The sequence below is a fragment of the Paucilactobacillus oligofermentans DSM 15707 = LMG 22743 genome (assembly GCF_001434315.1).
GTDB lineage: Bacteria > Bacillota > Bacilli > Lactobacillales > Lactobacillaceae > Paucilactobacillus > Paucilactobacillus oligofermentans.
On sequence record NZ_AZFE01000003.1, the window covers coordinates 237,644 to 260,522 of the forward strand.

The 22,879-nt window shown below is 34.8% G+C and carries 19 protein-coding genes and 1 other annotated feature; of the genes, 18 read left to right on the plus strand and 1 reads right to left on the minus strand.

Annotated features, from left to right (window positions below; genetic code table 11):
* Positions 1 to 4: 4 nt before the first annotated feature.
* From FC70_RS02005 to cls, 8 genes are all read left to right on the plus strand, one after another.
* Entirely contained in the window at positions 5 to 628 is a 624-nt protein-coding gene (locus tag FC70_RS02005; RefSeq protein ID WP_057889367.1) for a JAB domain-containing protein, read from the plus strand.
* A gap of 150 nt (positions 629 to 778) precedes the next feature.
* The gene (locus FC70_RS02010) at positions 779 to 1,780 is read left to right on the plus strand and encodes a rod shape-determining protein (protein ID WP_057889368.1); all 1,002 of its coding nucleotides are present in this window, start codon (positions 779 to 781) and stop codon (positions 1,778 to 1,780) included.
* A 104-nt stretch (positions 1,781 to 1,884) separates the two neighbouring features.
* Positions 1,885 to 2,733, plus strand: a complete 849-nt coding sequence (gene mreC / locus FC70_RS02015; protein ID WP_057889369.1) for a rod shape-determining protein MreC — start codon at positions 1,885 to 1,887, stop codon at positions 2,731 to 2,733.
* Positions 2,734 to 2,745: 12 nt separating this feature from the next.
* Positions 2,746 to 3,285, plus strand: a complete 540-nt coding sequence (gene mreD / locus FC70_RS02020; RefSeq protein WP_057889370.1) for a rod shape-determining protein MreD — start codon at positions 2,746 to 2,748, stop codon at positions 3,283 to 3,285.
* Positions 3,286 to 3,342: 57 nt separating this feature from the next.
* Positions 3,343 to 3,569 (plus strand) — a binding site (T-box leader).
* 174 nt (positions 3,570 to 3,743) lie between these two features.
* Positions 3,744 to 4,388 (plus strand): amino acid ABC transporter permease, encoded by a 645-nt coding sequence (locus FC70_RS02025; protein WP_057889371.1) that lies wholly within the window; start codon positions 3,744 to 3,746, stop codon positions 4,386 to 4,388.
* A 14-nt stretch (positions 4,389 to 4,402) separates the two neighbouring features.
* Positions 4,403 to 5,053 (plus strand): amino acid ABC transporter ATP-binding protein, encoded by a 651-nt coding sequence (locus FC70_RS02030; protein ID WP_057889372.1) that lies wholly within the window; start codon positions 4,403 to 4,405, stop codon positions 5,051 to 5,053.
* 18 nt (positions 5,054 to 5,071) lie between these two features.
* Complete coding sequence (locus tag FC70_RS02035; RefSeq protein WP_057889373.1) at positions 5,072 to 5,917, plus strand: amino acid ABC transporter substrate-binding protein; 846 nt, start codon at positions 5,072 to 5,074, stop codon at positions 5,915 to 5,917.
* Between the two features lie 57 nt (positions 5,918 to 5,974).
* The gene (gene cls, locus FC70_RS02040; protein ID WP_057889374.1) at positions 5,975 to 7,420 is read left to right on the plus strand and encodes a cardiolipin synthase; all 1,446 of its coding nucleotides are present in this window, start codon (positions 5,975 to 5,977) and stop codon (positions 7,418 to 7,420) included.
* A gap of 73 nt (positions 7,421 to 7,493) precedes the next feature.
* Here cls and FC70_RS02045 read toward each other — a convergent pair whose 3' ends face one another.
* A complete protein-coding gene (locus tag FC70_RS02045) occupies positions 7,494 to 8,852 on the minus strand; it encodes an aspartate kinase (protein WP_057889375.1) in 1,359 nt (452 codons plus the stop codon).
* Positions 8,853 to 9,043: 191 nt separating this feature from the next.
* Between FC70_RS02045 and yfmF the strand changes: the two genes are divergently transcribed.
* From yfmF to ruvA, 10 genes are all read left to right on the plus strand, one after another.
* Complete coding sequence (gene yfmF, locus FC70_RS02050) at positions 9,044 to 10,297, plus strand: EF-P 5-aminopentanol modification-associated protein YfmF (protein ID WP_057889376.1); 1,254 nt, start codon at positions 9,044 to 9,046, stop codon at positions 10,295 to 10,297.
* A gap of 1 nt (position 10,298) precedes the next feature.
* Positions 10,299 to 11,597 carry an EF-P 5-aminopentanol modification-associated protein YfmH gene (yfmH, locus tag FC70_RS02055; RefSeq protein ID WP_057889377.1) on the plus strand — a complete coding sequence of 433 codons (1,299 nt, stop codon included), beginning with the start codon at positions 10,299 to 10,301 and terminating at the stop codon, positions 11,595 to 11,597.
* Positions 11,598 to 11,694: 97 nt separating this feature from the next.
* Positions 11,695 to 12,585 (plus strand): helix-turn-helix domain-containing protein, encoded by an 891-nt coding sequence (locus tag FC70_RS02060; RefSeq protein WP_057889378.1) that lies wholly within the window; start codon positions 11,695 to 11,697, stop codon positions 12,583 to 12,585.
* Positions 12,586 to 12,614: 29 nt separating this feature from the next.
* On the plus strand, positions 12,615 to 13,199 hold the full coding sequence (gene pgsA, locus FC70_RS02065; protein WP_057889379.1) for a CDP-diacylglycerol--glycerol-3-phosphate 3-phosphatidyltransferase: 585 nt from the start codon (positions 12,615 to 12,617) through the stop codon (positions 13,197 to 13,199).
* Between the two features lie 87 nt (positions 13,200 to 13,286).
* Positions 13,287 to 14,531: a competence/damage-inducible protein A gene (locus tag FC70_RS02070; RefSeq protein ID WP_057889380.1), complete on the plus strand. Its 1,245-nt coding sequence runs from the start codon at positions 13,287 to 13,289 to the stop codon at positions 14,529 to 14,531.
* Positions 14,532 to 14,626: 95 nt separating this feature from the next.
* Complete coding sequence (gene recA, locus FC70_RS02075; RefSeq protein WP_057889381.1) at positions 14,627 to 15,670, plus strand: recombinase RecA; 1,044 nt, start codon at positions 14,627 to 14,629, stop codon at positions 15,668 to 15,670.
* A 232-nt stretch (positions 15,671 to 15,902) separates the two neighbouring features.
* Positions 15,903 to 17,462, plus strand: coding sequence for a ribonuclease Y (gene rny / locus FC70_RS02080; RefSeq protein WP_057889382.1), 1,560 nt, complete (start codon positions 15,903 to 15,905; stop codon positions 17,460 to 17,462).
* A 117-nt stretch (positions 17,463 to 17,579) separates the two neighbouring features.
* Positions 17,580 to 20,180: a DNA mismatch repair protein MutS gene (gene mutS / locus FC70_RS02085; RefSeq protein WP_420835978.1), complete on the plus strand. Its 2,601-nt coding sequence runs from the start codon at positions 17,580 to 17,582 to the stop codon at positions 20,178 to 20,180.
* Between the two features lie 37 nt (positions 20,181 to 20,217).
* Positions 20,218 to 22,167: a DNA mismatch repair endonuclease MutL gene (gene mutL / locus FC70_RS02090; RefSeq protein ID WP_057889383.1), complete on the plus strand. Its 1,950-nt coding sequence runs from the start codon at positions 20,218 to 20,220 to the stop codon at positions 22,165 to 22,167.
* A 109-nt stretch (positions 22,168 to 22,276) separates the two neighbouring features.
* Positions 22,277 to 22,870 carry a Holliday junction branch migration protein RuvA gene (gene ruvA, locus FC70_RS02095; protein ID WP_057889384.1) on the plus strand — a complete coding sequence of 198 codons (594 nt, stop codon included), beginning with the start codon at positions 22,277 to 22,279 and terminating at the stop codon, positions 22,868 to 22,870.
* Positions 22,871 to 22,879 lie beyond the last annotated feature (9 nt).

The window sequence follows — 22,879 nt, forward strand, 5'->3', positions numbered from 1 at the left end:
TGAAATGACAATGAGTGAATTGACTGATAAAGAATTATTAATTGAGTATTTTTCGAATATTGGTCAACAGCGAGTCGATGAATTAACCATGTTTTTTTGGCAAACATTTCCAACCTTGGCTGATTTTAAAATGGCTAAAAATGACGTTAAAAGAGATTTACTTGATTTTGATCATCAATATTATGAGTTGTTGGTGGGGATTGAGTTAGGGCAGCGTATTGCTCACAAACCACGACCTTTAATCGGCAAGATTTATTGTAGCCAACAAATCGGGGTGGAATTAATTGAGCAATTACGAAATGATGTTCAAGAATGCTTAATATTATTTTGTTTAGATGTTAAACATCAAATTATCTTTCAACAAATGGTTTTTAAAGGAACTTTAAGTACGTGTCCAGTTCATCCACGTGAAATTTTTGCTGTGGCATTGGAGCACCATGCAGAAAGTATTTTAGTAGCTCATAATCATCCCAGTGGTAGTGTTACTCCGTCTCAAAATGACATTTTATTTAGCAAACGGTTAGATCAATGTGGTGAGTTAATGGGAATCGAGTTATTAGATAGTTTCATTATTGGTGACGGAAATTATCTTAGTTTACGTGAAGCAGATTTGTTTGAATCAAATTAAGACAATCCTTGTATTGCCAATGCTTAGCAGACTTCTTTTATAAATCTTAACTTTTGATCTTATAGAATGCGAGTGTATCTATGATCAACTATGGTATAATGTTTTAGATAATTTAAAACTAAATGGTTAATGACGAAGGGAAGAAATAGCGTGCTAGGAATTGGAACGAAAAACATTGGAATAGATTTAGGTACAGCGAATACCATTGTCTATGTTGAAGGCAAAGGAATTGTGCTACGCGAACCTTCAGTCGTAGCAAAAAATATCAAAACTGACGACGTTGTTGCAGTTGGACAAGAAGCTCGTGAGATGATTGGTAGAACACCAGGAAGTATCGTTGCAATTCGTCCATTAAAAGATGGGGTCATTGCTGATTATGATACAACTGTTGCCATGTTGAAATATTACATTGAAAAAGTACTTGGTAAAAATGGTGGCAAGCCATTTGTTATGGTTTGTGTGCCCAGTGGTGTAACTGAAGTTGAAAAACGTGCTGTGATTGATGCCACACGAGTTGCTGGTGCTAGAGATGCATACGTAATTGAAGAACCATTTGCAGCAGCAGTCGGTGCAGGATTACCTGTTATGGACCCAACTGGTAGCATGGTTGTTGATATTGGTGGGGGAACTACTGATGTAGCTACTATTTCACTTGGGGGAATTGTTTCTAGTCGTTCAATTAGAATGGCTGGAGATAAAATGAATGATGCAATTGTGTCATATATTCGCCAACATAAAAATATGCTAATCGGGGAACGAACTGCTGAACAATTAAAATGGGATGTTGGTTCTGCTTCATCAGAAGCTGCCAATGAACTTGGTGTAACTGATGTTCGTGGCCGTGATTTAGTAACCGGCTTACCAAAAACAATTGAAGTATCTGCAGTTGATGTAGCTAATGCACTTCAAGATGTCGTTGCTGAAATCATCGTTGCGATTAAAGAAACACTTGAAGAAACTTCACCAGAAATTTCTTCAGATGTTATTGATCATGGAATTGTTTTAACTGGTGGTGGTGCCTTACTAAAAGGCTTGCCAGAAGTAATTGCTAATGAAACTAAGGTTCCGGTATTTATTGCTAACGAGCCATTAGACTGTGTTGCAATTGGTACTGGTGAATCATTGAAAAGTATCGATGTGCTAAAAAAATAAATATTCGTTAAGTAAGTTAGCTTGACGAAACATTTGGGCGGGGTTGGTACAAAACTAATGTTTTGTCCAATGCCGTCGTTTTTATTTAAAAGTGGAGGATAATAATGCAAAAATTCTTTTCAAACCGGAGATTAGTACTGATCTGCGTTTTGCTAATACTTTGCTTTGGATTGATGGCTGGTTCGGTAGCTTTGAGAAATAAGAAATCGACACCGACGTTAGTTCAACAGTTTGGTAATGATATTGTTGGGTTCACGAATAATGTTGTATCTTATCCAATTAATGGTATTAAATCAGGTCTAGATTCAGTATCAGAATTAATGAATTCATATTCTGAAAATAAAATTTTGAAAAAGCAAGTTAGTGGTTTAGCTCAAGTTAAAGTTAGAGATCAAACACTTGCAGATGAAAATGCACAATTAAAAAAGGAATTGAAATTGCAAAAGTCATTGACTGATTACTCTACGGTTACGGCAGCAGTTATTTCAAGAACCCCATCTTCATGGCAAAGCCAAATTATAATTAGTAAAGGACAAACTGATGGTATTCGTAAGAATATGCCTGTATTGTCACAGTCTGGTTTAATTGGCCGGATTTCAGAGGTTAATAAGACTAACAGTAAAGTTGAATTATTAAGTGACTCAAATGACTCATCAAATCGATTTGCTATCCAAATTAAAACAAGTAGTGGTGATGTAGTTAATGGGATTGTTACTGGTTATAAAAAGTCAACAGGTCAACTAATTATGGGACAAGTTACATCTGATGCTGATATTAAGAAAAATGATAAAGTAGTCACTAGTGGAATGGGTGGAGTTACACCTAAAGGATTATATGTTGGAAAAGTTGCTAAAGTTGGTAAGGATGATTACGGACTAGCAAAGAAAATTTATATAACTCCAGCCGCTGATTATAATGATATCAGTGTTGTCTCAGTAGCTGAGATTGATTAGTGGAGGATAGATATGTATCGATTATCTAGGATGAGATTTATTTTTCCAATTGGATTACTATTATGTTTCTTTTTAGATGGTTCAGTTAGTAGTGTTTTCAGTGACTTTTTATTTAGCTATCCGTATTCTACTGTGAGTCACTTGGTCGTTTTATGGATGGTGTTAGGAGTTATTCAAGAAGGACGTAATGAACGAGTGATTCCATTTACATTTTTTGCGGTAGTGATTGGTATCATATTTGATTCTTATTACGCCGGAATTCTAGGATTATTTGTGTTTTTATTTCCTATTATCATTTGGGTCACAAGAATGCTAACTAAGAACTTTGCAGCTAATTTTTTAAATTCAATTATGATCTTTTTTATTGATATTGCATTACTGGAATTACTAAATTATGTTGCTTATTCAATTGTCGGAGTTATCAGTGTTAGCTTTTCAGATTTTGTATTGCATACATTGGCACCAACGTTAGCGTTAAATTTAGTTTATTTTGTGATATTATACCTGCCTATTTCAGCTATTTATGATAAATATGCCAGATTACGTTCATAAGAAACTGATTTAATGATTGACATAAATGCCATTGCATATTAATATAATAAACAATAATAAAAGACATTGAGCGGAAAAGTAGATTAGTTATTTTGCCTAGAAAGTCCCTGACGATGGAAATGGGATCGGATAATTAGTCGAAACACATCTGTGAGTTGATTTTCTGAACATAGTAAGAAAATCCGGGTAGCCCGTTACAGCATAAGTTTAATTATTAAACTTAACGAGACTAATTTTGTGAAAAATTAGTAATGCTGAGGTGGAACCGCGGAAACGCCCTCGTAGTCTAAATAGGCTATGAGGGCGTTTTTAATTTTAATAATTAAACTTACAGAGGTATGTATCGTAAGGTATATACAAATAGAGGTGGAACCACGGTTAAAACGTCCTCTTGAATTAGTTTATAAAGCTAATTCAAGAGGATTTTTTTGTTCATTAAAAAATTAGGAGGATGGCATATGTCATTAAATTATATATCAGAAATTTTACCATCATTATTTCAAGGTGCTGGATTAACATTGCAATTATTCTTTTGGACATTAATTGGTTCATTACCGCTAGGCTTACTTGTTAGTTTGGGATTAAATTCAAAAATTAAACCAATTAAATGGATTTTAGATATTTATGTATGGTTGATGCGAGGAACACCGTTATTATTACAATTGATTTTTGTCTTTTATGGGCTACCATTAATTGGCGTTGTGTTTGAACGATATGATGCAGCCATTTTTGCTTTTATTCTTAATTATGGAGCTTATTTTGCCGAAATCTTTCGTGGTGGATTACAGTCCATTGATAAAGGTCAATATGAGGGTGCTAAAGTTCTGCGTTTAAGTTATTTTCAAACGATTAGAAAAGTTGTAATTCCGCAAGTATTTAGAATTGTTCTACCATCTGTAGGAAACGAAGTTATTAATTTGGTTAAGGATTCATCATTAGTTTATGTAATTGGTTTGGGAGATTTATTACGAGCCGGAAACATTGCGACTTCACGTGATGTCTCATTAGTACCGTTATTATTAGTTGCAGTCATTTATTTAGTAATGATCGCTGTACTCACATATATCTTACGTAAAGTTGAAAAACGTTATTCATATAAATAACAGGAGGTATCACTATGTTAGAAGTTAAAAATTTAAAAAAGAGTTTTGGTTCACGAGTTATTTTAGATGATGTGAATGTTACAGTTAAAGATCGCGAAATTTTAAGTATAGTTGGTCCTTCTGGAGCTGGTAAAACAACTTTACTTCGTTGCATCGCCGGTCTTGAAACTGCTGATTCAGGCGAGTTCCTAATCGATGGGGTTGCTTTTGATCCAGCAGCTAGTGATACGTCAGAAAGTGTGATTGGCGTTGTATTTCAAGATTTTAATTTATTTCCACATTTAACAGTTTTTGAAAATATAATGTTGGCACCTACGATGGTATTAAAAAATACTAAGAGTGAAGCTCAGGATGAAGCAAAAACATTATTGAATAATCTGGGATTAGATGATAAAGGGGAATTGTATCCGCACCAATTATCTGGGGGTCAAAAGCAACGGGTTGCTTTAGCTCGTGCTTTGGCGATGCATCCTAAGATTTTATGTTATGACGAGCCAACATCAGCGCTAGATCCAAACTTACGTCGAGAAGTTGAAAAATTAATTTTGAAGTTAAAACAAGATGGAATGACACAATTGGTTGTAACTCATGATATGGAATTTGCAAAAATGATTGCTGATGATATTTTAGAAGTTAATTATTTAGATAATTCAAATCAAAAGTAAAACACTGGAGGAAAATAGATGAAGCAATTTAAAATTTGGTTTCTCTTGGTAGTTCTGCTAGTGCCAACCATATTTTTGAGTGGTTGCGAGAACGTAACAAAAAAAGCTAATACCGCTGATACGTGGTCGCAAATTCAAAAACGAGGGACCGTAATTATTGGACTTGATGATAGTTTTGTACCAATGGGATTTCGTCAAAAAAATGGTAAATTAGTTGGTTATGATATTGATCTAGCCAGGGCAGTCTTTAAACAATATGGGATTAAAGTTGATTTTCAGCCAATTGATTGGTCAATGAAAGAAACTGAACTTCGCAATGGAACGATTGATCTCATTTGGAACGGTTATACATTGACTCCTGATCGTGAAGGGAAAGTATTATTTAGTCGTTCTTATCATCAAAATAAACAAGTTTTAGTAACTAAAACCAAAGACAATATTAATAGCTTTGCTGATATGACGGGGAAAGTACTTGGAGTCCAAAATGGTTCAACAGGGAACACTGTTTTGAATGAAAATCCAAGTATTTTAAAAGATTTAATTAAAGATCAAAGCCCAGTGTTATATGATAATTTTTCAGAGGCTTTTATTGATTTAAATGCTGATCGAATTCAGGGGATTATGATGGATAAGGTTTATGCAGAATATTATATTCAGCATCAGAAAGATAGTTCTGCTTATAAGATTTATGAAAGTAGTCAAATTAAATCTGAAGACTTTGCAGTCGGAATGCGATTAGGGGATAAAACCTTAAAGATTAAAATTGATCGTGCTTTAAGCAAGCTACAAAAAAATGGACAACTGGAAAAGATTAATGAAAAGTGGTTTGGTGAGAATAGCAGTTGGCTAGGTAACCATAATTAACTAGTCTTATGTTAGAATAAATATACAGATTATCGTAAATAATGGGAGGATCACTAGATGACTGATTTTTGGATATTAGTAGATAGTATTATTTTTTTGAATGCTATTGTGGCGCTAATCATCATCTTTCGTTCAAAACGTGATATCTCAACAACATGGGCCTGGCTACTGGTATTGCTTTTACTACCGGTAGTTGGCTTTTTGTTATATTTAATTGTTGGACGCAAATTATCGTCTCGAAAAGTATTTAATTTACAAGCGCAGGAACCATTAGGATTAGACCAAATTGTAGCTAATCAAAAACTACAAATTGATGAAAAAGAGTTATTACCAGCTAATCAGATTACTAGCTCAGCAAGGGAATTAGTTCGGTTATTTTTAGAAACTGATAATGCCGTGTTGACTAAAAAAAATGCAGTTAGAATTTATGCTGAAGGCAATAAATTGTTTGAAAGTATTTTTGAAGATGTTCGGCGGGCTAAGCATCATATTAATATTGAATTCTTTACTTGGTACGATGATCGGATTGGTAATGAGTTTGTTCAATTACTGGAAAAGAAACAACGACATGGTGTTCAGGTAAGAGTAATCTACGATACATTTGGATCGCATGGCTCAAAAAAGAAATTATTTAAGCATTTAGTTGAGTTAGGTGGCGAGGTTAGCCCATTTTTAGCGTCTAGGTTTTTTCCATCGACGTTGCGCTTGAATTTTAGAGGTCATCGTAAACTGGTAATTATTGATGGTGAAATTGGATATATTGGTGGTTTTAATGTAGGAGATCAGTATTTAAATCGCAAATCAAAATTTGGCTTTTGGCGGGATACACATTTAAGAGTATTGGGAGATGCTGTTTTATCAATGCAAAGTCGTTTCTTTCTAGATTGGAATGCAACGTCTAAAAATAAAGTTTCATTTGATCTGAAATATTTTCCAGAAACGAAATCAATTGGTCAAACCAGTATGCAAATCGTTTCTAGTGGACCCGATGATGATCGTGAGAAAATCAAGCAAGGTTACGTGAAAATGATTTCGATTGCACGAGAATCAATCTATATTGAGTCACCTTATTTTGTTCCGGATAATAGTGTTTTTGAGGCGCTGTCGATTGCAGCCATTGCCGGAGTGGATGTTCGAATTATTATTCCTAATGCACCAGATCATCCATTTGTTTATCGAGCAACGGAATATTTTGCAAAAGAACTCATTAAATCCGGTGTAAAAGTTTATAAATATCAAAAAGGATTTATGCATTCTAAAATGGTCGTAATTGATGGCAAAATTGTATCAATTGGTTCAGCTAATATGGATATTCGATCATTTAAATTAAATTTTGAAGCTAATGCTTTTTTATATGATTGTGAATTTGCCAAAGCCACTGAAATGATTTTTTTACATGATCAAGAAAATTCACAGTTTGTAACTGAAGAGCATTTTGAAGCTCAGACAAGATTTAAAAAGATTAAACAAGATTTATGCCGGTTGTTGGCACCGGTACTATGATGGTTAATGATACAAAAAAAGACTGTTATCTGGGGAAATATATTCCTAGTAGCAGTCTTTTTAATTTTAATTATTAACCTTTTTTAAAAAATTCTGTATGCAATGCCTGGACTGCTTTATCAGCATCATCTTGCGAAACGCCAAACATAATTGATAGTTCAGATGCTCCTTGGTTAATCATTTGAAGCCGAATACCAGCATTGGCTAAAGACTTGGTTGCTCGAGCCATTACCCCAACGGTATTACGCATGCCTTCGCCAACGACCATAACTATCGCGTAGTTATGAATGATATGCATTTCATCAGGATGAATTGCGTCTTGTAGTTCAGTCATAATGGCATGCTCAATTTCGGGAGTTAAATTATTTTCATCCATGATAATGGTGATATCATCAATCCCAGATGGCATGTGCTCATAACCAACGCCATTTTTAAATAGAATGTTTAGGACTTTACGTGTAAAGCCAACTTCTTTGTTTAGAAGATATTTACTAATATATAATCCACAAAAATTTTTGGATGCAGAAATTCCACGAACCGGATAATCTTTATTGGGTTCGATTTTAGATGAAATAATTGTACCAGGGGCATCAGGATTATTAGTATTTCTAACGTTTACCGAAATATTACCTTGAATAGCTGGAATAAGCGCTTCATCGTGAAAAACAGAAAAGCCAGCATAAGATAGTTCCCGCATTTCACGGAAAGTCATGTGAGCAATCGCGTGTGGATTTTTAACGACATTAGGGTTAGCTGAAAAAATCGCATCGACATCTGTGAAATTTTCATATAGCTCAGCGTCTAATCCACGAGCCATAACCGATCCAGTAATATCGGAACCGCCACGAGAGAAGGTACAAATATCACCATCAGAGTTATAGGCAAAGAATCCGGGAACAACCAAAATTTCTTCGGTTAGCTTCCATTTGGCAATGCGACAATAACTTTCAGGGGCAATTTGGGCATCATCGGGAACGTTAGAAACAATCATCCCAACATCCGCAGGGTCTAAATAACGCGCTTTTATTCCTAAAATAGATAAAACTTTAGCGATTAATTGGGCATTTAATTTTTCACCATGCGCTTTAAAAGCAGCCATTAAATATTCATCATTAGGATATTTTTTTTCTGGGAGTTCTTTAATCGCTTGTTTAATTGGTGAAAAACCTTCTGTCGTAATTCCAAAGCCATTGGCAATTTCTTGATAGCGGTCAATAATTGCATTTTGGGTATTAGTGAAGTCATTGTGCTCGATTGCTTGATTTGCATAACGAATTAATAAATCAGTAACTTTAGTATCTGCAGGATTTCGTTTACCTGGGGCAGAGACTACAATACATTTACGTTTTGAATCAGATTTTACAATGTTAATAACTTTTTTAATTTGGTCGCTGTCTGCCAACGAACTTCCGCCAAATTTAATAACTTTCACGATTACACTCTCCTCGTTTTTGCATTAAACCTTATAATATCAAACCGAGTACCTAGTTACAATTGCTCTTTAGTAAACTTCAGTTAGTCTTAATTTGTTTAGTGGTATATTTGTATTTTAGAAGATATTAACGTAGTATTGTTGAACATGTGTAATTAAAATAAGGTCATCAGAATGATGGAGGCAAAAGTTTGCATTTCAATTTAACTAACGGTGTTGATTTAAACATTATTAAAACAACACAATTTAAAACCAATCAAATTATTGTTAATTTTTCGACACCACAAACAAAAAATAATATTACTGCTAGAAGTTTAATGGCCGATATTCTGGAAACTAGTACTAAAAAGTATCATACACAAACATTATTAGCCCGACATGAAGCAGATTTATTTGGAATGTATTTAGGTACAAGTGCTTCTAGAATTGGTAATTTGCATAATGTTAAGTTTCGAGCTAGTTTTTTAAATGATCAATATTCACAACCTGGACTTTTGCATGAAGTAATTAAATTGGTTGGAGAAATGATACTTAATCCGTTAATTGATAATGGTTCATTTGATGAACCAACATTTATGACGCAAAAAACTAATCTGGCAAGCTCAATTGCTTCTTTAGCCGATGATAAGCAATACTATGCATCTAGTGAATTAAGAAAGATATATTTTGATCAAGATTCACCAATGCAAATACCTAGTTTTGGCCAAATAGATGATTTAAGTGTGCTGACAGCAACCAATTTAGTTGATCAATATCAGGCAATGATCAACCAAGATAAAATAAATATTGTGCTACTAGGTGATGTCGATGAAGAAAATGCAGCGGCAGCTTTTCGCGAGTTAAACTTTAGTCCGCGAATAGTTAAAAACGTGAGTGCGTTTTATCGACAAGAGCTACATGAAGTCTTTGAAAAAGAAGAACAGCAAGAATTAAAACAGGCCAAGTTAAACCTAGCTTATCAATTGCCAGTATATTTCCAAGAATCAAACCACTATTCAGCCGTTGTTATGAATGGTATTTTAGGTGGCACACCGTTATCAAAATTATTTGTTAATGTCCGTGAAAAAGAAAGCTTAGCATATTATGCTAATAGTAATTTTAATGCCTTTAATGGCGTTTTAACCATTCAAACTGGAATTGAATCTCAGAATAAAGATAAAGCAATTAAATTGATTAAACAGCAAGTAGAGGCAATTGTAGCTGGAGATTTTTCAGAAGAACTATTGCAAGAAGTTAAAGATGGCCTGACCCATCAATTATTATCGGGATTAGACTCATCAAGTAATGGTGCTGAACGGTCACTAATGAACGATATATTTGATAATGATAAGTCTGTAGAGACAATTGTTAATGAAATTAATAACGTTACCATTGATGATGTTGTTAAGACAGCCAAACTATTGAAGCTACAAGCGGTTTACTTCTTGAATGGAGAGGTTAAATAATATGGAAAAACATCAATATTCACGATTTAATGAAACAATTTATCATCAAAAACTTGATAATGGACTATTAGTACAAATGCTCCCCAAAAAGGATTTTCATAAAACGTATGCAATTTTAACTGTTAATTTTGGTTCGATTGATCGGACATTCGTACCAAAAGGAAAAACAGAGATGCGTACTGTCCCGGATGGTATAGCTCATTTTTTGGAACATAAAATGTTTGAAAAAGAAGATCATGATGCATTTGATTTATTTGGTAAGCTTGGTGCTGATTCCAATGCTTTTACTAGTTTTACACAAACCAGTTATCTATTTTCTGGTAGTGACCATATTCATGAAAATATAGATGTATTATTAGATTTTGTTCAAGATCCATATTTTTCAGAAAAAACAGTAGAAAAAGAAAAAGGTATTATCGGTCAAGAAATTAGTATGTATGATGATGATCCTAATTGGCGATTATATTTTGGTATTTTGGGTAATTTATATCCAAATGATCCAATGCATATTGATATTGCAGGAACTAAAGAATCGATTTCACAAATTAAAGCTGAAGATTTATATCAGACCTACCACACATTTTATCAACCCAATAATATGAATTTATTCATTGTTGGAAATATAGATCCAGCAGAAACGGTGCAATGGATTGCTGATAATCAGGCACATAAGCAATTTGATGAACCAGCTGATATTGAAACTGAGTTTGAATTGAACACACTTGATGGATCTGACGTAATTCCTTTTAGAACATTAGAAATGGACGTTTCACGTCCCAAGGTAATGGTTGGAATTCGTGGATTAAAAGAAATTAAGCCAGGCCAAGATGCGTTAAAATATCGATTTACAGTGGAATTGTTATTAGATACACTTTTTGATGATACTTCAGATAAATATCTAGAATTATATGATAACGGAATAATTGATGATTCATTTAGTTATAACTTTGAAATGCAACGTGGGTTCCATTTTGCTTATTTCAATGCAGATACTGACAACACTGAACAATTTTCAGATGAGATTGTAAAGGTCTTAGAAAATGCTAATGCTCAGATGTTGAAAGGACGTAGTCAATTTGAAAGTGAAAAGCGAGCTATTTTAGGTCGTTTAATCGGGATGATGGATTCACCGGAGGCAATTGCTAATCGGTATGCAGGCAAATTATATGGTAATACTAATTTACTTGATGAAGTTGAAGTACTAGAATCAATTACGTTTGAAGATGTATTAGCTGTGATACCAGAATTTATTCAACCAGCTGGTATATCTGTATTTCATATTATTCCAAGGAATAACTAAGAAAAAAATCACTTTTTTTTCACTCATTTATACCATTAAATGTGATATAATTTCGTTCGTAATGGTGAATAATATAGTATTGGAGAAATCAAGATAAATGGATAACAAAGAACTCGGCCAGATTGGTCGTAAACTACGTGATGCCCGTGTAGCTAAAGGGCTAACGCTTGATGATTTACAACAAACTACCAAGATTCAAAAAAGATATTTAATTGCCATTGAAGACGAAAAATTTGATGAATTGCCGGGAGATTTTTATGTACGTGCATTTATCAAACAGTATGCGGAAAAGGTTGGACTAGATGGAGAAAACTTACTCCAGGAGTTTAATGAGCAACTTCCAGATGTTCATACAGCCGAATATGAAGAAAAAATTACAGAAAATCAACCAACACGTTCAAGTAAAACTAAAACTGCCAGTGGATTAGATAATTTAAGACAATACATTCCAACTGTAATTGTGGTTGTAATTGTAGTGGCTATTTTAGGTGCTATTTGGCTTACTGCAATTCATAGTCGTTCAAGCGAAAAAAGTACAAATGCGGACAGTAGTTCTGTTTCAGTTTCAAGTGATTCAACTAAAAAATATAGCTCTTCAGCTAAAAAAGCATCTAGTGATAAAGAAAAATCAAGCACAAGCTCGTTGAAAGTTTCGTCAACGTCATTAACAACAAGTGCAGCAACTTTTAACGTGACAGGTAAATCATCTAAGGGATATACCCTTAATCTTGGTGCCACTGAGCAATCATGGTTACAAGTGACATCTAATGGTTCAACTTTATATAGTGGAACATTAGAAAGTGGTGACTCAAAAAACGTTAAAGTTGATAGCTCGGCAACATCTATTGTACTTTCAGTTGGTAATGGTGATGGGACTAAAGTTAAATTGAACGGAAAAACATTAGATATTACTGATTCAGGTAAGTATCCTAATGTAAGAACTGTAACCATTAAGTTAAATGGAACATCATCTAGTTCATCAAATTAAAAATAATTTTTACTATGGAGGATTTTGGTTTGAATTTACCAAATAAATTAACTGTATTACGTTTAATTGCGATTCCTTTTTTCTTACTATTACTAGTATTACCATTAGATTGGGGTACAATTTCATTTGCGGGATCAGTAGTTCCAGTATCTCAATTTGTTGCAGCAATTTTATTTTTAGCTGCAGTGATTACTGATAATTTAGATGGAATTATTGCTAGAAAATATCATTTAGTGACGAACTTCGGTAAGTTTACTGATCCATTAGCTGATAAATTATTGGTAATGACGGCTTTTATCATGTTGACATCAATGGATGTTGTTCCTGCATGGGTAACCGTGGTTATCATTTGGCGTGAATTAGCAGTTACAGGCCTTCGATTATTAATTGTCGAATCTAATGGTGAAGTTTTGGCAGCTAAAATGCCGGGTAAAATAAAAACAGTTAGCCAGTTTATTGCAATCTTGTTTTTACTTTTGAATAATATGGGATTTGCATTGATTAATGTTCCATTTGGCGAAATCATGTTATATATTTGTTTGTTTTTTACTGTATATTCAGGAATCGATTACTTTGTTAAGGGACGTTCAGTCTTTTCAGATGGTTTAAAATAAGCTAATTATGCTGGGGAATTTATTTCTCAGCTTTTTTTAACTAAAGAAATAGAAATATTCGTAGTTATTAAGTGTGAGGAGGATAACATGCAAGCTGAAATAATTTCGGTTGGAACAGAGCTGCTACTTGGAAGAATTGTTAATACAAATGCTAAGTATATAGCTGCTAAGTTAGCTGATATAGGAATTGAGTCAAGATATCAAACGACAATTGGTGATAATCTTGAACATATTAAGGAAGCTATGGCAATTGCTAATCAACGTAATGATTTAATAATTGTGAGTGGTGGTTTAGGACCGACTCAAGATGATATGACTAAACAGGCAGTTGCTGAATTTTTAAATACGAAATTGATGCTGGATAAAGTACAACTTGAAAGAATTAAACGTCGATTTGATGAACGAGGACGAAACTTTGTAGAATCAAATATAAAACAAGCTCAATATTTAAACGGTAGTGAAATATTGCCAAATTATCATGGATTAGCACTAGGTGATTTTTATCGTAATGATAATGGTGCAGATATTATATTATTACCGGGTCCACCAACTGAGATGGAGCCAATGATGAACGAATTGATACTAAGCGTAATCAAAAACTATCATTTAAAATATCGATTGATTTCTAAGGTAATGAAGTTCTATGGGATTTCAGAATCTCAGTTAATGTCAGAATTATCTGATTTAGTAGGTAATTCAGGGCGAGTATCGATTGCATCATATGCAAAAAAACATGAAATTTGGTTACGTTTAACGATTCTAGATAATGATTCTGATGATGCTCAAATTGAAATTGATGCGGTTAAGTTAAAGATTGCTAAGCGATATCCTGATTTTTATTATTCAGATAACATAGATGAAACGTTAGCAATGGTGGTTGTTAAGTTATTAAAAGCAAAAAATAAGGCTATTACAGCTGCTGAAAGTCTAACTGCTGGAATGTTTCAAAGTACGATTGCTTCAGTTCCAGGAGCTTCAAATGTTTTTAGCGGTGGCTTTGTAACTTATTCTAATCAGGTCAAAACACAAATGTTAAATATTCCAAGTTTAATAATTAAACAAAATGGTGTAGTTAGTGAACAAGTAGCTACATCAATGGCTGAAAACGCAAAGGTAATAATGAATGCAGATATTGGCATTTCGTTTACTGGAGTTGCGGGACCAGATAGTTTAGAAGGTAATCCAGTTGGAACGGTTTGGATTGGACTTGCTGGTTTAGGAATGACCGTGGCACAAAAGCTACAATTTGCATCTACTGATTCAAGAACGGCTATTCGTGAAAAGAGTGTTCTGGAAGCATTACGCATGTTATGGATTAAATTAAGAAAATAAAAAAATGCGAACCTTTGTTCGATTTTTCTTGCATTTTAATTTCTAACTGCTATGATAGTTAAGAAAGTATTACCCAATCTGAGGAGGAACGAATATTGGCAGATCAACGTCAAGCAGCTTTAGATGCTGCTCTTAAAAGAATTGAAAAAAACTTTGGTAAAGGTTCCATTATGCGTATGGGCGAAAAGTCTGATATGAATGTTGCTACTGTATCTAGTGGATCATTAGCACTTGATGAAGCTCTTGGAGTAGGCGGATATCCCAAGGGAAGAATTGTTGAAATGTACGGACCAGAAAGTTCTGGTAAAACGACGGTTGCCTTGCATGCGGTCGCGGAAGTCCAAGCTCAAGGTGGAACAGCTGCGTATATTGATGCTGAAAATGCAATGGATCCTAAATATGCTGAATCATTAGGTGTTAATATTGATGATTTATTACTCTCTCAACCAGATACTGGTGAAGAAGGGCTTGAAATTGCTGATGCGTTAATTTCAAGTGGTGCAATTGACATTGTGGTGATAGATTCAGTTGCCGCCCTTGTTCCTAGAGCCGAAATTGAAGGCGAAATGGGGGATGCTCACGTTGGGTTGCAGGCACGATTAATGTCGCAGGCATTACGTAAGTTATCAGGATCAATTAATCAAACAAAGACAATTGCAATTTTTATTAATCAAATTCGTGAAAAAGTTGGAGTTATGTTTGGTAACCCTGAAACCACTCCTGGTGGACGAGCATTAAAATTTTATTCAACAGTGCGATTAGAAATTCGTCGTGGCGAACAAATCAAAGACGGTACCGAAGTGATTGGTAACCGAACTAAAATTAAAGTTGTTAAAAATAAGGTTGCGCCTCCTTTCCGTCGTGCTGAAGTTGATATTATGTACGGTCACGGAATTTCTAAAACTGGTGAGATGCTCGATATGGCAGTTGAAAAAGATTTAGTTAATAAGAGTGGTGCATGGTATTCTTATGGTGACGAACGTATTGGGCAGGGTCGTGAAAATGCTAAACAATACTTCGCTGATAATCCCGCTGCAATGGCCGAATTAAACGATAAGGTTCGTGCTGCATATGGTATGGATGGTCAACCTGCTGCAGATGAAGAAGTTATTGACGATAATGAATCAAATGAAAAATAATATTAATTATGAGAAGAGCTAATCGCTCTTCTTTTTTTGTATATACTTACAGGTGTTAGGGTGAATTGTTCGTTAATAACTCAGGTGATTGTATGATTATATTTATATAATTTATTGACATGTAACCAAGTCAAGCTTAAAATTAAGTGTGTGTGAGTTTTCATTTATCACATTAAAAATTTTAAGATTATTAACCAAACAACAAATTAATAAGTGATGCGGAGGTGAAACAATGAATGCTTTAAGCATAGTTCTCGCCGCGATCGCTATAGTTGTCGGTGGTTTGATTGGTTATTTCGGACGTAAGTCAACTTACGAACAAAAGATTGATCAAGCACGTAATAGTGCCGAAGGAATTATTTCAAGTGCAAAGAAGGAAGCTGAGACTGCCAAGAAAGAAGCCGTAATTGAGGCTAAAGAGGAGAGTCATCAGTATCGGGCTAGCATTGAAGAAGAGTTAAAATCTCGTAGATCTGAATTACAGAAACAAGAAGATCGACTTCTTCAACGTGAAACAACTTTAGACCACAAAGATAATACCATTGAAAAACGCGAAAATGTTCTAAGTGAGCGAGAACAAGAAAATGCAAAACGCAAAGAACAAATTCAAACAGATCAACAACATGTAACGGAATTAATTGAACAACGACAGGTTGATTTACAAACTGTTGCCGAAATGTCCAAGGATGATGCGAGAACTTTAATTTTAGATGATGTAAAGTCTCAATTGACCCATGAACGTGAAGTTCTTATTCGTGATAGCGAACAAGAAGCAGCGGCAGTTGCCGATAAAAAAGCTAAAGGATTGATTGTTTCTGCTATTCAAAGAAGTGCGGCCGATATGGTGTCTGAAACCACAGTTTCAGTTGTCACATTGCCAAACGACGATATGAAAGGTCGAATTATTGGCCGTGAGGGTCGTAATATTCGAACGCTAGAAACATTAACTGGAGTTGATTTAATTATCGATGACACTCCTGAAGCTGTCGTATTAAGTGGTTTTGATCCAATTAGACGAGAAATTGCCAAGATGGCACTTGAAAAGTTAATTCAAGACGGAAGAATTCATCCGGCACGAATTGAAGAGGCGGTAGAAAAAGCACAAAAAGACATGGATCAACAGCTTCGCGAAGCTGGTGAACAAACAGTCTTTGATTTAGGTGTTCATTCTATTCATCCTGATTTAATCAAGATCATTGGACGTATGAAGTATCGGACTAGTTACGGTCAAAACGTTTTAAATCATTCAATTGAAGTTGCTAAGATCGCGGCTATTATGGCAGGCGAACTTGGTGAAGATGTTACTTTAGCTAAGCGCGCAGGATTACTACACGATATAGGTAAAGCAGTTGATCATGAAGTTGAAGGTTCACACGTTGAATTAGGTGTTGAATTAACAACGAAGTACAAGGAAAATTCTGTGGTAATTAATACTATCGCATCTCATCATGGCGATGTTCCAGCAGAATCAATTATTGCTGTTCTAGTGCAAACCGCGGATGCAATTTCTGGAGCCCGTCCAGGAGCACGAAGCGAATCGCTCGAGAATTATATTCAAAGATTGAAACAATTGGAAACTATTGCAAATAAACATTCCGGTGTGGATCACAGTTATGCGATCCAAGCTGGTCGTGAAGTTCGTGTAATGGTTGAACCTAAGAAAGTTTCTGACTTAGAAGCAACAGCCTTGTCTCATGACATTAAAAATGAAATTGAAGATGAACTTGAATATCCAGGTCATATTAAAGTGACTGTTATTCGTGAAGTTCGATCAGTTGATTATGCAAAATAAGGATTGTCCCAGTTATCTGGGCGATCCTTTTTGTTTGTATTTTAATTTCATACTTTAAATTTAAAATCGTGGTAAAATTGAATATATATTTTTAAAAGATAGATGAGGTGAATTTGCGTGCCACAAAAAACTAAAGAAACGCCAATGATGCAGCAATATCAGGCAATTAAAGATCAATATCAAGACGCGTTTTTATTTTACCGACTCGGTGATTTTTATGAGTTATTTAATGAAGATGCGATTAAGGGTGCCCAGATTCTTGAGTTAACTTTGACGACACGAAATAAAAGCGCAATTGATCCGATTCCAATGTGTGGGGTACCACATCATGCAGCTGAAAACTATATTGATATTTTAGTTGATAAAGGATATAAAGTGGCGGTATGTGAGCAAGTTGAAGATCCTAAAGAAGCAAAGGGAATGGTTAAACGTGAAGTTATTCGTTTAGTAACACCCGGAACGCAGATGGATATCAAGGGTGATCAAACGCATGATAATAATTATTTAACTGCAGTTTTGATTTGCAATGGTGAATTTGGACTTGCCTACACCGACTTATCAACGGGGGAATTGAAAACTACGATTTTAGCTAGTGCTGATGCGGTCATTAATGAAATGATTAATTTAAGAACTAAAGAAGTTGTAATTGACGATTCAATTAATGACGATTTACAACGAAAATTTAATCAGCAATCAATTTTAATTTCACAACAAAATGAAATTACAGATAATTCGGAGCTTAGCTTTTTAGTGCAAGATTTAGAGCAAACTACTCAAGAAAAAGTCGTTAGTTTATTAATTTCGTATTTAATTACAACGCAAAAAAGAGCGCTTGATCACTTACAACGCGCTGTTTCTTATGAAACATCATATTTTTTAAAAATGGACCATTATTCTAAATATAATTTAGAATTAACAACAAATATTCGTAGTGGGAAAAAGCAGGGTACTCTAAGTTGGTTGCTTGATGAAACAAAGACAGCAATGGGAAGCCGACTATTAAAACAATGGCTAGATCGTCCGTTACTGGATCAATCAGCCATTGAAAATCGACAAGACAAAGTTGAAGAATTACTCAATCATTATTTTGAACGTAGTAATTTACAAGAAGAATTAACAAAAGTCTATGATCTTGAAAGATTAGCTGGTCGAGTTGCATATGGTAGTGTTAATGGTCGTGATTTAATCCAGTTATTAACTTCGTTAGAACAAGTTCCTAAAATTTCGTATGTGTTAGAAAGTTTAAATGCGCCAACTTTCAATGCACTTGTGAAAGGAATGGACCCTTTAGCAGATATTGCGGCAATGATTAAAAATTCAGTTGCAGAGGAACCACCTATTTCAATAACTGATGGTGGAGTCATTAAAGATGGCTATAATGACGTTTTAGATCAGTATCGGGATGCTATGAAAAATGGCAAACAATGGATTGCTAGTTTAGAAGCTAAAGAACGAAAAGAGACTGGGATTAGTAACCTTAAAATTGGCTTTAATCGCGTGTTTGGATACTATATAGAAGTTTCCAAGGGTAATATTGGTAAATTAGCAGAGGGACGCTATGAGCGTAAACAGACGCTAACGAACGCCGAACGCTTTTCAACGCCAGAATTAAAAGAGCGGGAAGCTTTAATTTTGGAAGCACAAGAAAAATCAACTGCCTTAGAGTATGAATTATTCGCGGAAATTCGTAATAATGTTAAATTAGCCATTGATAGGTTACAAAAATTAGCTAAAGTTATCTCTGAATTAGATGTGATTCAGAGCTTTGCTGTGGTCAGTGAAACGTATCATTTTGTGCGTCCTGAATTTAGTGATTCACATACTTTATCAATTAAAGATGGTCGTCATCCAGTTGTAGAAAAATTCATGGGTCATCAAGCCTATGTTCCAAATGATGTCTCGATGGATAGTGAAACTAATATTTTATTAATTACAGGACCCAATATGTCAGGTAAAAGTACCTATATGCGTCAGCTAGCTTTGACAGTAGTTATGGCTCAAATGGGGTGCTTTGTACCGGCAAAAGAAGCTAAGCTCCCAATTTTTGATCAAATTTTCACGCGCATTGGAGCAGCTGATGATTTAATCTCCGGTCAAAGTACTTTTATGGTTGAAATGCAAGAAGCTAATAATGCCTTAAGTCATGCTAGTTCAAATAGTTTGATATTATTTGATGAACTTGGTCGTGGGACTGCCACTTTTGATGGAATGGCCTTAGCACAATCAATTATTGAGTATTTACATGAAAAAGTTCACGCAAAAACGTTATTTTCAACGCATTATCATGAATTGACTGTTTTGGATAAATCATTGAAGAATTTAAAGAATGTTCATGTTGGTGCTGTTGAAAAAGATGGTGAATTAGTCTTTATTCATAAGGTTGAAGATGGCCCAGCTGATCAATCATATGGGATTCATGTTGCTAAATTAGCTGGTATGCCTACGTCGCTGCTTTCACGTGCTAGTGTTATCTTGTCACAATTGGAAGATGAGAAAGTTGAGCTTCCAGATGCGGTTCATGATGAAACGCAAACGACGGTTGTAAATTCAGAAAATAAAGGAAAAATTACTGACAATCAAATGGAGCTATTTCAAACGGTAGAACTTGATCCTAAGTATGAACAGGTAATTGATCAAATTAAGAAACTTAATCTGATGTCAATGACCCCCATGGATGTTATGAATATGATTTATGAATGGCAAAATAAAATTCAATAAGATTTATATGTCAGAGCCAACATAGGAGATTCGAGTAATGACTAAAATTCATGAATTAACTGAAGTGTTAGCTGATCAAATTGCTGCTGGAGAGGTTATCGAACGACCAGCTTCAATTGTGAAAGAATTAGTTGAAAATTCAATTGATGCGAACAGTCATCAAATTGATATTATCGTTGAAAATTCGGGGCTTGATAGTATCCGAATCATTGATGATGGTGATGGAATTGAACCCGATGATGTGTTAACCGCGTTCAAGCGGCATGCAACTAGCAAAATCAGTTCAAGGCAAGATTTATTTAAAGTGGCTTCATTAGGATTTCGAGGTGAAGCTTTACCGAGTATTGCATCAGTATCAGATGTTGAAATGATTACGTCTACTGGTGAGGACCAAGGGACTGAAATAAATATTCGTGGCGGAGCGGTTATCAAACATACGGTTGCCGCCGCCCGTCAAGGAACCGATATTTTAATGAAGGATCTTTTTTTCAACACTCCCGCACGATTGAAATATTTAAAATCACCACAAACTGAGTTATCGCAAATTACTGATATTATTGATCGACTTGCATTAGGTAATCCTGCCATTGCAATTACGTTTATGCATAATGGACATGAAATTTTAAGAACAGCTGGCAATGGTAATTTACAACAAGTTATTGCAGCAATTTATGGGATTTCAAATGCTCGACAGATGGTAAGCTTTGAAAATGAAGATGCCGATTTTAAGGTGAATGGATATACGGCATTACCTGCAGTAACCAGAGCATCACGTCAATACATCACGATTTTAATTAATCATCGCTATATTCGTAATTTTCAATTAACGCGATCAATTGTACAGGGTTATGGATCAAAATTAATGGTTGGTCGTTATCCAATTAGTGTTATCAATATTGAGTTAGATCCAATTTTAGTCGATGTTAATGTTCATCCGACTAAACGAGAAGTAAGAATTAGTAAAGAAGATCAGCTGGGACAATTAATTGCGAGTGCACTGCAAGCAGCGATTAAACAAGAAAATTTAATTCCAGATGCTTTGGGTGATCTTAATGCTAATGAAAAAGTTGATTTTGATAATTTGAAATCAAGTCTAAATGATGCATCTAGTTCTTATACAATACCATTGAAAGAAAATGATGATAATCAAACTGATGTTACGGTAGCAGAACCAGTTTCACCGATTACGATTGCAAGTCAAAATGAATTGATTAATCCGATGGTTAAAAAGTTTGATGAAAAATACCAGAGCGAGGACAAGCTTTCAATTTTTGAAGATGGACAGTCTGATACGACAATTGCGCACAAACTTGAAAATGTTGAATTGGAATTAAATGATAAAAGTGATCGAGCTAAAGAACGCTTTCCGGAGTTGCAGTTTATTGGTCAATTCCGAGGTGCTTTCTTAATTGCTTCTGCTGCGGATGGGTTGTATTTGATTGATCAGCATGCTGCGCAAGAAAGAATTAACTATGAATTTTATCGCGAAGAAATTGGTAAAGTTAGTGATGATGAGCAAACGATGTTGGTACCAATTGTGTTAGATTATCCAACAGCCGATGCTATGATTATTATGGAACACACCGAAGTTCTCGAAGGTTTAGGCTTGAAGTTGGAACCGTTTGGTCAAAATAGTTTTGTGGTTCACCAGCATCCAACTTGGTTTAAGCAAGGCCAAGAAGAAGCGACAATTCGTGAAATGGTTGATTGGATTATTAATGACGGTCAGTTAACGGTTGCACAATTCCGTGAAAAAACAGCAATTATGATGAGCTGTAAGCGCGCGATTAAGGCGAACCATTATTTGAATGATGTGCAAGCCAAAGCACTGTTAACCGAATTACCTAAGTGTGAAAACCCATTTAATTGTCCACATGGACGGCCAGTCGTGATTCAGTTTACTGAATCAGAACTGGAAAAAATGTTTAAGCGAATTCAAGATTCACATAGTTCATATGCAGGTGAATTTGATGATCATGATTTTTAAAGTGGTATTTAAAAAATAGTAGTAAATAACAGAATTAATCAATTCTGTTTCATACATAACTTTATGATAGAATTAATAACGTAAATTTAAGAAAAAGTAGGAATAAAAATTGTATGAATATCTAGAAGGTAAAGTTACAATTGTTACTCCCAGCTATATAGTAATTGATGTTCAGGGAGTAGGGTATCGAGTGCTAACTGCGAATCCATATCGTTATCATGAAAATGATGTGGCACGTATTTATATCTACCAAGCAGTTCGAGAAACCGAGCTCACATTGTATGGATTTGTTGATTCTGATGAGAAGCAATTATTTGAACAATTACTGAATGTTTCCGGGATTGGTCCTAAAAGTGCGTTAGCGATTTTAGCGAGTGCTGATCACAGTGGGCTAATTAATGCGATTGCAAATGATGATGCATCGTATCTAACTAAATTTCCTGGTGTCGGTAAAAAAACGGCGGGTCAAATTGTACTAGATTTAAAAGATAAGATTTTACAATTAGATACAGGTAATCAAAATAGTAAAGAAATTATGACAGCATCAAATGATATCTTGCCACTTTCAGATGCCCTATCAGCACTGGAATCATTAGGTTATCGGACTAAAGATGTTGAAAAGATTGCTAAAAAGTTGCGTGAACTACCTGAAACGACAACTGATGATTATTTGCGACAAGGATTAACACTATTAACAAAGTAACTAGAGGAG

Coding starts and splice junctions, on each gene's coding strand:
- FC70_RS02005 (WP_057889367.1), top strand. CDS start 5: ATGACAATGAGTGAATTGACTGATAAAGAATTATTAATTGAGTATTTT.
- mreC (WP_057889369.1), top strand. CDS start 1,885: ATGCAAAAATTCTTTTCAAACCGGAGATTAGTACTGATCTGCGTTTTG.
- mreD (WP_057889370.1), top strand. CDS start 2,746: ATGTATCGATTATCTAGGATGAGATTTATTTTTCCAATTGGATTACTA.
- FC70_RS02025 (WP_057889371.1), top strand. CDS start 3,744: ATGTCATTAAATTATATATCAGAAATTTTACCATCATTATTTCAAGGT.
- FC70_RS02030 (WP_057889372.1), top strand. CDS start 4,403: ATGTTAGAAGTTAAAAATTTAAAAAAGAGTTTTGGTTCACGAGTTATT.
- FC70_RS02035 (WP_057889373.1), top strand. CDS start 5,072: ATGAAGCAATTTAAAATTTGGTTTCTCTTGGTAGTTCTGCTAGTGCCA.
- cls (WP_057889374.1), top strand. CDS start 5,975: ATGACTGATTTTTGGATATTAGTAGATAGTATTATTTTTTTGAATGCT.
- yfmH (WP_057889377.1), top strand. CDS start 10,299: ATGGAAAAACATCAATATTCACGATTTAATGAAACAATTTATCATCAA.
- FC70_RS02060 (WP_057889378.1), top strand. CDS start 11,695: ATGGATAACAAAGAACTCGGCCAGATTGGTCGTAAACTACGTGATGCC.
- FC70_RS02070 (WP_057889380.1), top strand. CDS start 13,287: ATGCAAGCTGAAATAATTTCGGTTGGAACAGAGCTGCTACTTGGAAGA.
- rny (WP_057889382.1), top strand. CDS start 15,903: ATGAATGCTTTAAGCATAGTTCTCGCCGCGATCGCTATAGTTGTCGGT.
- mutL (WP_057889383.1), top strand. CDS start 20,218: ATGACTAAAATTCATGAATTAACTGAAGTGTTAGCTGATCAAATTGCT.